Below are 12,416 nucleotides of genomic sequence, written 5' to 3'. Positions count from 1 at the left end.
GGGAGTTGGTAGAATGAATAAGAAGCAGGTTCTGATGATTATTGCGGCGGTGTTTGTGTTAGGAGTATTTGGTTTTTATTTTCAATCTTCACCGCCAAGTGTGAAAACAGACTCAACTGTAGCGGATGAGAAGGTAGAGGAAACGTTATCTAGTAAAGAGTTGTCCGCTAAATTTGAAAAGGCTCTTTCGATTATCCAAGAACAATATGTCGAAGAGGTTAGTGAGCAGGAGTTATATGAAGGTGCAATTGAAGGCATGTTACGTACATTAGATGATCCTTACTCTGTTTATATGGATCAGGAAACAGCAACTCAGTTTGTTGAATCGCTCGGTTCTCATTTTGAGGGGATTGGTGCTGAAGTCAGCATGACTAATGGTAAAGTGACAATCGTTGCTCCATTCCGAGACTCACCGGCTGAAAAAGCTGGGTTACAACCAAATGATAAGATCATTGAGATTGATGGTGAATCGATTGATGGTCTCTCTCTTTATGAGGCGGTCTTGCAAATTAGAGGCGAGAAAGGAACAACAGTCCGCTTAACCGTAGAACGGGCAGGAGTCAATGAATTATTTGAAATTCCTGTTGAACGTGGGCTAATTCCAATCGAAACGGTACGAAAAGACGTGATAGAACGTGATGGTCAGACATATGGTTTACTTGAAATCACCTCGTTTTCTGAGGATACAGCTGATCGTTTCCAAGAAAAATTAATGGAACTAGAGGAACAAGGAATTGATGGTCTATTAATTGATGTTCGTGGAAATCCTGGTGGTTATTTGAATGCGGTTGAAGACATCGGGAAGCTTATTATCCCAGGTGGTACTCCAATTGTTCAAATTGAAAATCGTGAAGGTGAAAAAATCCGCTATATGTCTAATTTAAATGAGACAAAGCCTTATCCAATCATTGGAATTACAGACGGAGCGTCGGCCTCTGCCTCTGAAATTTTAGCAGCTGCTTTAATTGAGGGTGGTGGATATGATGTTGTCGGTGAGAAAACGTTTGGGAAAGGGACCGTTCAACAGACGATAAAGCTAGGTGATGGCAGTGAGTTGAAATTATCACTGTTTAAATGGTTAACATCTGGCGGTAATGACATTAATGGTGAGGGAGTCAAACCGACTGTTGAAGTAAGACAGCCTGACTATTTCTATTCCGCTCCGCTATCTGTTGGTGATGTTGGTGCTCTCCGAGAAGATATGATGAGTGAACAAATTAAAAATGCTCAACTCATGCTAAAAGGGCTAGGGTTTGAACCTGGGCGCGATGATGGCTACTACAGCGAACAGACAAAGCAAGCTGTAACAGCCTTCCAACGTGATCAAGATCTTGATCCTACTGGAGAAATTGACGAAGAGACAGCAGCTTTGATTCAACAAGAGGTTGTTGAGCAAGTTCGTGACAGGGAAAACGATAATCAGTTCCAAACGGCTCTTGAATTATTAATAAAACAAGCAAACGAATAAGAGGAATCGACAAACTTTTGTCGAATGATAAAGGTACATCCTTCTGTTAGAGTGAGGATGTACCTTTTTACATGAAAAAGGAAAAATATATACGTCTTAACGGAAAAAATTGTTATAGTGAAAGAAACAATAGTTGAAGGAGTCACAACTATGATAACAGACATCTTACATATGATTAGTGTTTTTATCCTTTATTTTTTAGCAAATCCTGTTTTATATATCGGCATCGCTATTCTTTACTTAATGGCCAATTACAGGGTCAAAAAGGAGCGAATGGCCTTTCATACGCGTGTTTATCGAAGGATGGCTGATTTTACAATTCCATTTTTACCGGCGTTGTTAGCAGGGATTTACGTCTCTGTCGTGACAATAGCCCTCGGCATTGTAGTCTCCTGGGAATGGCTGGCGATTGTTGCGGCGTTCTATCTTGTATTAGCTGTAACGACACAACTTCGTTGGGTAACGCCCGTCTATGCGTTAGGGTTGTTATTGCTTCTATATGGGCTTGAGCCGTTGCTTGGAAGAATAGATTTCCTAAAACCAATCTATGAAATTCTTACACAAGTACCACTCGTAGCTGTTGCCAGTTTGCTTATCGTTCTAATGATTGTGGAAGGGTTTCTCATTCGAATCAACGGGGCTGTTTATACTTCACCACGACTTGAAAAAAGCAAGCGCGGCAAGTGGATTGGTTTACATGTAGCCAAACGCCTGTGGATCATACCTGTTATTTTGTTTATTCCAGAGGGCGTTATTCCGGCCATCTCTTATTGGCCAGCTATTCATATAGGGGATGTAGCCCTTCAACCCGTTCTTGTTCCATTTTTAATTGGTTTCCAGCAGGTCGTTCGCGGTTCTATTCCGACACATCCGATCAAAGCGATTGGCAATCGCGTTTTAGGACTAGGGTTTTTATTTTCACTGTTTGCAATTGGGAGTTATTTTGTTCCAGTTTTAGCTGTAGTGTTAGGTGTATTGGCAATTGTTGGTCGTGAATTACTAACGTATCAAACGAAAGCTCTTGAAGAAAAGCGTTCTGCTATATTTGCAACGAAGTCAAAAGGGTGTATCGTTTTAGGGGTACTGCCAGGAAGTCCGGCAGAAAAAATGAAAATTTCTGTTGGGGAAACCATTGCCAAGGTGAACGGACAAGCGGTAAATAGTGAAACGAGCTTCTATGATGCTTTGCAATTGAATTCTGCTTTTTGTAAGTTAGAAGTACTCAACCATGATGGTGAAGTACGCTTTGCCCAAGGAGCTCTCTATGATGGTGAGCATCATCAAGTAGGGATTTTACTCGTAAAAGATGACCTTGTTTTACAAGATTCAATTACGTAATGAAAGTTGGGAAGGACAATAGCTCCTCATGACGCAAAGCTTGGTACGAGTGTCTCGTACCAAGCTTTTTTACAAGGAAACAACTGCCTGATAATTTGAGGACTCAAAAGGTCAAAATCAGACTTTATGAGACGTCTACTGTCAATTTCCATCATCCTGTTGTTCTATTTCCCGGAAAATTGTCGATGAATCGAATTTTTACCATATTTCCTAATGAAATAGACTTACTTTCATAGCGATTGCTTAGTATAATAAACATATTATGAATGAATGTTAGAGAGCTAGCACTCATGTATTATAGATGTCTTGATTGAGATCAAAAAAGGAGTTTGAATAACCGGATGACGGACTTAGTCCTTGCTCTAGTCGTTCCTTTTCTCTTAATGGTTGTTGTCACACGGGTCACATTTAGTATTGTTGGGGCTTGTATTGTCACTTTGATGGTATGCTGGGTCGTATTGCCGGTTAGTGAACAACCATGGACAGTTGGAGTGATTACGTTACTATCTTTTGTGTTGGGGCTTATCATAGCAAAGAAAAGATTAAAAAAGAAGCCAGGCATGTAGGAAGACGATGAGATTCGTCTTCCTTTTTGCTGTGCATTTGGTCATTTCTTGTAAGGTGAAAAGCATAAACTTCCAAGAAATCTCCTAATAAATTAAAAACAAACGTTCGTATTGTTTGGCTTTCAACTGGTTAACTATGGTATAATACATCTACTTATGAACAGTTCGCGAGGAGGGTATCTGACTTGAGTGAGACGTTTGAACTTGTATCGGCTTATCAGCCAGAGGGGGATCAGCCAGAAGCTATTAAAGAAATAGTGAATGGGATTAAAAAAGGAGAAAGGCATCAGACTTTGCTAGGGGCAACAGGAACTGGTAAAACGTTTACGATGTCGAATGTAATTAAAGAAATCAACAAACCGACGTTAATTATGGCTCATAATAAAACGCTCGCTGGCCAGTTGTACAGTGAGTTTAAAGAGTTTTTCCCAAATAACGCAGTTGAGTATTTTGTTAGTTACTATGATTATTATCAGCCTGAGGCTTATGTTCCAAGTTCAGATACATTCATTGAAAAGGATGCAAGTATTAATGATGAGATTGATAAGTTGCGCCACTCTGCGACAAGTGCTTTATTTGAGCGCAATGATGTCATTATCATCGCGAGTGTGTCGTGTATTTATGGCTTAGGTTCTCCTGAAGAGTACCGAGAGCTAGTCGTTTCTTTAAGAGTTGGTATGGAAATAGATCGGAATGAACTTTTAAGAATGCTCGTTGATATTCAGTATGACCGTAACGACGTAAACTTTCAGCGCGGAACGTTTCGTGTTCGTGGAGATGTCGTTGAAATTTTTCCGGCTTCGAGAGATGAGCAGTGTATTCGGGTTGAATTTTTCGGAGATGAAATTGATCGAATGACGGAAGTGGATTCTCTCACTGGTGAGATCAAGGGCGAACGCAATCATGTGGCGATTTTCCCAGCATCCCACTTCGTTACACGTGAAGAAAAAATGAAAAAAGCCATTGCGAACATAGAAGTTGAATTAGAAGCTCGCTTGAAGGAACTTCATGAGCAAGGAAAGCTCCTTGAGGCGCAGAGGTTGGAGCAGCGTACACGCTATGATATTGAAATGATGGCGGAGATGGGTTTCTGTTCTGGGATTGAGAATTACTCCCGGCATTTAACTTTGCGAGAAGCAGGGGCTACCCCATATACGTTAATTGACTTCTTCCCAGAAGATTTTCTTCTTATTATGGATGAGTCGCACGTTACGCTTCCGCAAGTGCGGGGAATGTACAATGGAGACCGCGCTCGTAAGCAGGTCCTTGTGGATCATGGGTTTCGTTTGCCATCAGCACTTGATAATCGCCCGCTCCAGTTTGAGGAGTTTGAAAAGAAGATTCATCAAGCTGTTTATGTTTCGGCAACACCTGGCCCGTATGAGCTTGAACATACACCGAAGATGGTTGAGCAAATTATTCGTCCAACCGGATTGCTTGATCCAACAATTGATGTCCGTCCAATTGAAGGACAAATTGACGATTTGATTGGTGAAATTAATGCACGTGTTGAACGAAATGAGCGCGTACTTGTGACGACGTTAACGAAGAAAATGTCTGAAGACCTTACTGATTATCTGAAAGAAATTGGCATCAAAGTGCGTTATCTTCACTCTGAGGTCAAAACACTAGAGCGAATTGAAATTATTCGACAGCTTCGTATCGGTACATTCGATGTATTAGTTGGGATCAATTTGCTTAGAGAAGGGCTTGATATCCCAGAAGTATCACTTGTGACAATTTTAGATGCTGATAAGGAAGGTTTCCTTCGTTCGGATCGTTCGCTGATTCAGACGATCGGTCGAGCGGCAAGAAATGCAAATGGTCATGTCATCATGTACGCTGATAAAATCACGAAATCAATGCAATTAGCGATCGATGAAACGAAACGCCGTCGCGCCATTCAAGAAGAACACAATGAAAAACATGGCATTACACCAAAGACGATTCAAAAGAAAATTCCGGATGTCATTCAAGCAACGCTTGTAGCTGAAGAGACAGAAACAAATTCATACGCTGCTCCGACTCAGAAACTTAGCAAGAAAGAGAGAGAAGCGGTGATTGAGCGGATGGAAAAAGAGATGAAAGATGCAGCACGTGAATTGAACTTTGAACGAGCAGCGGAACTACGAGATCTCGTTCTAGAACTGAAAGCGGAGGGGTGAGTAAGATGGCTTTAGAGAATATTGTCGTTAAAGGGGCACGCTCTCATAATTTAAAAAACATTGATGTAACGATTCCTCGCGATAAGCTTGTCGTTTTGACAGGTCTATCTGGGTCAGGGAAGTCGTCATTAGCCTTTGATACGATTTATGCAGAAGGGCAACGGCGCTATGTTGAATCATTGTCTGCCTATGCCCGTCAGTTTCTTGGGCAAATGGACAAACCAGATGTCGATGCAATAGAAGGTTTATCACCGGCGATTTCCATTGATCAGAAAACAACGAGCCGTAACCCACGTTCGACAGTTGGTACGGTGACGGAGATTTTTGATTATTTGCGTTTGTTGTATGCTCGGATAGGGAAACCAGTCTGTCCAAAGCACGGCATTGAAATAGCTTCGCAAACGATTCAGCAGATGGTCGATCGGTTATTGGAGTTTCCTGAACGAACGAAAATGCAAATTCTTGCCCCACTCGTATCAGGAAGAAAAGGAGCACACGTCAAAGTACTAGAAGACATTAAAAAGCAAGGCTATGTCCGTGTGCGGATTGATGGCGAAATGCATGAGGTTGGCGAAGAGATTGAATTAGAAAAAAACAAAAAGCACAGCATCGAAGTAGTGATTGATCGCATCGTCATGAAAGAAGGGATTGAATCACGTCTAGCCGATTCACTTGAATCAGCGCTAACGTTAGCGGATGGACGTGTGCTTGTCGATGTCATTGGAGAAGAAGAGTTATTGTTTAGTCAGCACCATGCTTGTCCGGAATGTGGTTTTTCCATTCCAGAACTTGAACCAAGAATGTTCTCGTTTAACAGTCCGTTTGGGGCCTGCCAATCATGTGATGGACTTGGGCATAAGCTTGAAGTCGATCTTGATCTTGTTATTCCAGATCGGACAAAGTCGCTAAGTGAGCATGCGATTGCCGCGTGGGAGCCGACAAGTTCACAATATTATCCGCAGTTATTAGAGGCTGTTTGCGAACATTATCAGATTGATATGTATCAGCCGCTTGATCAAATACCTGAATCACTGCTTGATAAAATTTTATATGGAAGTGGCACGGACAGGATTTATTTCCGTTATGAAAATGAATTTGGACAAGTCCGAGAGAACCTTGTGTTTTTTGAAGGGGTTTTAAACAATATTGCCCGCCGTTATAAGGAAACAAGTTCTGATTATACCCGCGAGCAAATGGAAACGTACATGACACACAAAGATTGTCCAACGTGTAAAGGATTCCGTTTGAAAAAAGAGACTCTTGCGGTATTCATTGGTGGCAAACATATTGGACATGTGACAGCGCTCTCGGTTAAGGATGCGAAAGCATTTTTTGAGACGCTTGAGTTGTCTGAAAAGGATGTTGCGATTGCCCGCTTAATTTTAAAAGAAATCGATGACCGTCTTGGCTTCTTAATCAATGTTGGCCTTGATTATTTATCGTTAAGTCGGTCAGCAGGAACGCTTTCAGGGGAGAGGCGCAACGAATTCGTTTGGCAACACAGATTGGTTCGTCATTAATGGGCGTTCTCTATATACTGGATGAGCCTTCGATTGGACTTCACCAGCGTGACAATGACCGTTTAATTGAGGCGCTAGAGCATATGCGTAATCTTGGAAATACGCTAATTGTCGTCGAACATGATGAGGATACGATGATGGCAGCCGATTACATTATTGATATTGGACCAGGTGCCGGTGTGCATGGTGGTCAAATTACAGCACAAGGAACACCAGAAGAGATTATGAATGACGATAATTCCTTAACAGGTCAATACCTTTCTGGGAAAAAGTTCATTCCGATTCCGAGTGAACGTCGTCCAGTGGAACAACGCTCGTTTACTGTGAAGAAGGCAACGGAAAACAACTTAAAAAATGTTACAGTTGAGTTTCCGTTAGGACTCTTTATTGCCGTAACCGGTGTATCTGGTTCAGGGAAGAGTACACTGATTAATGAAATCGTGTATAAATCATTGGCACAAAAGTTGAACCGAGCAAAGGAAAAGCCTGGTGCACATAAAGAAATTGTCGGACTTGATCATATTGACAAAGTCATTGATATTGATCAATCTCCAATTGGACGGACACCGCGTTCAAATCCGGCAACTTATACAGGCGTGTTTGATGATGTTCGTGACGTGTTTGCAATGACCAATGAAGCAAAAGTGCGTGGCTATAAGAAAGGTCGATTCAGTTTTAATGTGAAAGGCGGTCGCTGTGAAGCTTGTCGTGGTGATGGAATTATTAAAATTGAGATGCACTTTCTTCCTGATGTGTATGTTCCTTGTGAAGTATGTGAAGGCAAGCGTTACAACCGTGAAACGCTAGATATAACGTATAAAGGCAAGACGGTTGCTGATGTGCTGGAAATGACGGTTGAAGAAGGATTGGAATTTTTCGCGAACATTCCAAAGATAAATCGGAAAATCCAAACGCTTGTTGATGTTGGGTTAGGCTATGTGAAGCTTGGACAGCCAGCCACAACATTATCTGGTGGAGAAGCACAACGAGTGAAACTTGCTTCCCAGCTTCATAAACGAGCGACTGGAAGGACCATTTATATACTAGATGAACCGACAACGGGGCTTCATGTTGATGACATTGATCGTCTGTTAAAGGTGTTACAGCGTCTCGTCGATAATGGCGATACGGTGTTGGTAATTGAGCATAATCTTGACGTCATTAAAACAGTTGACCACATCATTGATCTTGGACCTGAAGGCGGGGACAAAGGTGGCCAACTTGTTGCACAAGGTACTCCGGAACAAGTAGCAGAAGTTGCAGGTTCTTACACAGGAAAATATTTAAAGCCTATTTTAGAACGAGACAAAGCTAGGATGGATCAATGGATTCGTGAAAAGGAATACCAAAATAGCTGAAAAAAATTATAAATGGTTTAAAAAAGTTGAAACGATATTTTTCCTTTCTTCGTAATACAATAGTGAAGAATGTGAATGAGCGTTTTGGCCATAAATCGTCATCGGAAGCAATGAGCACAATACTGGTAGAAGATCAGTAGGGATTCATTGCTTTCTTTTTCTTAGGGAACACTAATGAATGCCGATGCTCATGAAATTAAAGGGAGTGACGAAGTTGGAAGAGCGTAAAATGATTTTAAAGATGATTGAAGACGGGAAAATAACGGCAGAAGAAGGTTTGAAGTTACTCGAGGCCATTGATAAACCGGAAAGTGAACAAGCAAAAGCAGAGCCGCGCAACAAGTCTGAAGTCACAACGAAAGTAAAGTGGGAAGATGGAGATAAGTATCGTGAGCGCGCCCGCCAAGCGGCTTCTTCTACAACAAATGTATTTACCAACTTTATTGAGACGGCGATTCAAAAAATCAAAGATGTTGATTTGGATTTTAACTTCGGCCCTCATGTTGTCGTTGACCATATTTTTCAACATCGCGACATGAAACCAACGGCTCTTGATGTTTCCTTAGAGAATGGATCAATCACATTTAAGCCATGGGACGAGGAAGATATTCGAATTGAGTGTGAAGCGAAAGTGTATCGGGTAAGGGATACAGAGGAAGCGAGAAGAGTCTTCTTGCAGGAAACGGCTTTTAGGGTGGATGAACGTAAGATGCTTTTCCATACGAAGACGAAATCGATCAAAGTTCAAACAACGATTTATGTCCCACGTGTACAATTTAGTCATATTAAGTTATACACGTTTAACGGTCAAATCCATGGGGAACATATTCATGTCGATACTCTTGATGTCAATGCGGTGAATGGAGCTTTAACTTTTGCTGATGTTACAGCGAAAAAGGCAATGGCGGAAACGGTACACGGTGCCATTGATTTCAAACAAATTGAGATTGAAGTGTTTGATGGTAAAACGTTAAACGGTGCGATTACGTTAACAGGAAAAATTCAAGATGTCGATGTTGAGACGATCAATGGTTCCATTACGTATAACATTGATGACTTAACGGAGTCTGGATATGCAGATTTAAAAGCGACGACAGGAAGCATTCATTTGTTTGTTCCAAAAACAACCCGCATTGAAGGGAAGTTAAAAACAAATGTTGGCGGCTTTACAGTCGATCTTGAAGATTATGAAGTGCTAGAAGAAAAGAAAGAATTTGCACAAAAGTCAATGAACTTTCTAGGAAACCAAGTTTCCTCTCCAAGGTTAAAATTAAGTGCTACGGCAAATACCGGCTCTGTTCTAGTCAAGGATCAAAAGTAGAACTCCTAGAGCGAGTGCTTTTCAAAGTGAGGTGAGAAAAAATGAAACGTTTATACCGATCACAATATGATCGAAAAATCGCCGGCATATGCGGTGGGCTTGCTAATTATATGAATATTGACGCGACTCTTGTTCGTCTACTAGCTGTCATTTTATTTTTCGTATCAGGTGTATTTCCATTCATTATCGGGTATATCATTGCTGTATTCATTATACCGAATGAAGAGGATGTGAGAGAGTAATGAGATGGCTGATCGGTTTATTGATTAATGCAGTTATACTGCTTGGAATTGCGTATTTATTTGATGGTTTTGAGCTTTCTGGTTTTGGAGCTGCAATCATTGCTAGTTTGCTATTAACGATTGTAAATGCGGTCGTTAAACCGATTCTCGTTGTTTTAACATTACCAATTACTGTTTTGACGTTAGGGCTATTTCTATTTGTTATTAGTGCAATCACGCTCATGTTGACAGCAGCACTAATGGGGAGTGCTTTTGTCATCAATGGCTTCGGAATGGCGCTCTTAGCTGCGGTACTAATCGCACTTATTCAAACGTTTGTTGTAAAACCGATACGAAAAGGGTAGTGTGTCATTCGTCTTCTGCTAAAGCAGGGGCGATTTTTTTTGTTTGGCCTTGTTCTACAGATTTTTACAGCGATTACGCTTTTTTCGGTAAAACATGATAAAATGGAGAACGTACTTATTAACGATTCTGCATTAAACAAACGTTTGATTAAGTAACCAAACCAATCCGTGCAGAAATGCTCAAGCGTACTAAAAGCATGTAAAAAGCTTCACACTAGTAAGGATAGCGATCATAAAGGTGGGATTAGAGTAGTGGCAAAAGTTACAGCAAATGATTTATTAGAACGTTTTAATTTAGAGCTTATCGCAGGAGAAGAGGGCATTTATCGTCCGATTACAACAAGTGATCTATCGCGGCCCGGAATTGAGATGGCTGGATACTTTACGTATTACCCTGCGAAACGATTGCAGTTATTAGGTCGAACAGAGCTTTCTTTTTTTGAACATCTTAAGCAGCATGAAAAAGAAGAAAGAATGCTCAAGCTGTGCACATATGATACACCAGGGATTATTCTTTCACGAGGGTTAGAAGTACCTTCTGAGTTAATTGAAGCCGCTGAAAAAGTAGGCGTACCACTTATGCGTTCCAATATGCCAACGACACGCTTAAGTAGTAGCATAACCACGTACCTTGAGAGTGAGCTTGCACCAATGACAGCTGTTCATGGTGTTCTTGTTGATATTTATGGAATTGGTGTATTAATTACGGGGAATAGTGGAGTCGGTAAAAGTGAGACCGCTCTCGACCTTGTGCGCCGTGGACATCGCCTAGTTGCAGATGACTCGGTCGAGATTCGTCAAGAAAATGAGGGAACATTGGTAGGGCGTTCTCCAGATTTAATCCAACATTTGCTTGAGATTCGTGGACTAGGAATCATCAATGTCATGACTCTGTTTGGAGCGGGAGCGGTTCGTCCATATAAACGAATTGTACTTTGCATTCATCTTGAGCTATGGGATCAAAACAAAGCTTATGACCGTTTAGGACTTGATGAAGAGAAAATGAAGATTATTGATACAGAAATTACAAAGTTGACGGTTCCGGTTCGACCTGGTCGTAACTTAGCTGTTATTATTGAAGTGGCTGCGATGAACTATCGCTTAAAGCGTCTTGGCTATGACGCCGCTCAAGAGTTCTCATCGCGGTTAACAGACGTGATTGAAGAAGCAGATCACGACGAATTTCGTTAAGTTTTCTAAAGGCAAAGGAAGTAAGGTGAGGTGGAACAATGGAAGAAACAATTGAACCGTTAAGTAGGGTGTTTTTACAATTAGGGCCTTTTACGATCTATTGGTACGGTGCTTTAATTGGTTTAGGGGTGGCAATCGGGTACGTTATTGCAACTAGAGAAGCAGTGAAGCGTGGTTTTCCGAAAGATACATATGCGGATTTGCTTTTATTTGCTTTACCGATCGCCATTTTATCAGCAAGACTATATTACGTAATCTTTAGGTGGGAGCAATTTGCCGATGATCCGATACGGGTCTTTTACATATGGGAAGGTGGCCTAGCTATTCACGGTGGGGTCATCGGGGAATGCTCACAGCGTATTTCTTCTGTAAAAAACGTGGATACTCATTTTGGCAAATTGCTGATATAACAGCACCGAGTTTAATTTTAGCTCAGGCAATCGGCCGCTGGGGGAACTTCATGAATCAAGAAGTATATGGCGGTCCTGTTACGAGAGAATTTTTAGAAAGCTTACTGTTACCAGAATTTATTATTAATCAAATGTATATCAACGGAACCTATTATCATCCAACGTTTTTATATGAATCGATTTGGAATTTGTTAGGATTTCTTTTGCTTATTTATTTAAGAAGGTTTAACCTGCGCCAAGGTGAAATCTTTATGACGTATATGATCTACTATTCATTCGGACGCTTCTGGCTTGAAGCAGTACGATTAGACTACTTGTTGATCGGTGGTGTGCTGAAGACGGCTCAAGTTGTATCGATCATCGCGATTGTAATCGCGGTTATACTGATTATTTATCGTCGAATGCAATCAAATACGCCGAGGTACTTTGACCCAGCATTGCCTACAACAAAAAAACAAAGCAAAAACAAAAAGAAAAAGAAAAAATAATGGAG

8 protein-coding genes and 2 pseudogenes are annotated in these 12,416 nt (G+C 41.1%); all 10 read left to right on the top strand.

Translation table 11 applies throughout. The features are described 5' to 3' along the window. The first annotated feature begins 13 nt into the window (after positions 1–13). The 10 genes and pseudogenes from BkAM31D_RS18985 to lgt all read left to right on the top strand — a co-directional run bounded on the left by BkAM31D_RS18985 (position 14) and on the right by lgt (position 12,411). The gene (locus BkAM31D_RS18985; protein ID WP_066156863.1) at positions 14–1,468 is read left to right on the top strand and encodes a S41 family peptidase; all 1,455 of its coding nucleotides are present in this window, start codon (positions 14–16) and stop codon (positions 1,466–1,468) included. 150 nt (positions 1,469–1,618) lie between these two features. Next, entirely contained in the window at positions 1,619–2,806 is a 1,188-nt protein-coding gene (locus tag BkAM31D_RS18980) for a PDZ domain-containing protein (protein ID WP_066156860.1), read from the top strand. Positions 2,807–3,147: 341 nt separating this feature from the next. Beyond that, positions 3,148–3,372, top strand: coding sequence for a DUF2198 family protein (locus BkAM31D_RS18975; protein WP_066156857.1), 225 nt, complete (start codon positions 3,148–3,150; stop codon positions 3,370–3,372). Between the two features lie 185 nt (positions 3,373–3,557). Further along, positions 3,558–5,537 carry an excinuclease ABC subunit UvrB gene (gene uvrB / locus BkAM31D_RS18970; protein WP_066156854.1) on the top strand — a complete coding sequence of 660 codons (1,980 nt, stop codon included), beginning with the start codon at positions 3,558–3,560 and terminating at the stop codon, positions 5,535–5,537. A 5-nt stretch (positions 5,538–5,542) separates the two neighbouring features. Continuing rightward, positions 5,543–8,415: pseudogene (gene uvrA / locus BkAM31D_RS18965) on the top strand (excinuclease ABC subunit UvrA). A gap of 214 nt (positions 8,416–8,629) precedes the next feature. After that, a complete protein-coding gene (locus tag BkAM31D_RS18960; protein ID WP_066156951.1) occupies positions 8,630–9,736 on the top strand; it encodes a DUF4097 family beta strand repeat-containing protein in 1,107 nt (368 codons plus the stop codon). Between the two features lie 41 nt (positions 9,737–9,777). Further along, entirely contained in the window at positions 9,778–9,978 is a 201-nt protein-coding gene (locus BkAM31D_RS18955; protein WP_066156847.1) for a PspC domain-containing protein, read from the top strand. Then, positions 9,978–10,322, top strand: coding sequence for a phage holin family protein (locus tag BkAM31D_RS18950; RefSeq protein ID WP_066156837.1), 345 nt, complete (start codon positions 9,978–9,980; stop codon positions 10,320–10,322). Before BkAM31D_RS18955 ends, BkAM31D_RS18950 begins: the two co-directional genes overlap by 1 nt. A 252-nt stretch (positions 10,323–10,574) precedes the next feature. Next, positions 10,575–11,513: an HPr(Ser) kinase/phosphatase gene (gene hprK, locus BkAM31D_RS18945; protein WP_066156835.1), complete on the top strand. Its 939-nt coding sequence runs from the start codon at positions 10,575–10,577 to the stop codon at positions 11,511–11,513. Between the two features lie 38 nt (positions 11,514–11,551). Continuing rightward, a pseudogene (gene lgt, locus BkAM31D_RS18940) lies at positions 11,552–12,411 on the top strand (prolipoprotein diacylglyceryl transferase). Positions 12,412–12,416 lie beyond the last annotated feature (5 nt).

This window comes from Halalkalibacter krulwichiae, from assembly GCF_002109385.1.
Taxonomy (GTDB): domain Bacteria; phylum Bacillota; class Bacilli; order Bacillales; family Bacillaceae_D; genus Halalkalibacter; species Halalkalibacter krulwichiae.
Note: the sequence above shows the minus strand (reverse complement) of the source record. Positions and strands in the feature narration are given on the sequence as shown.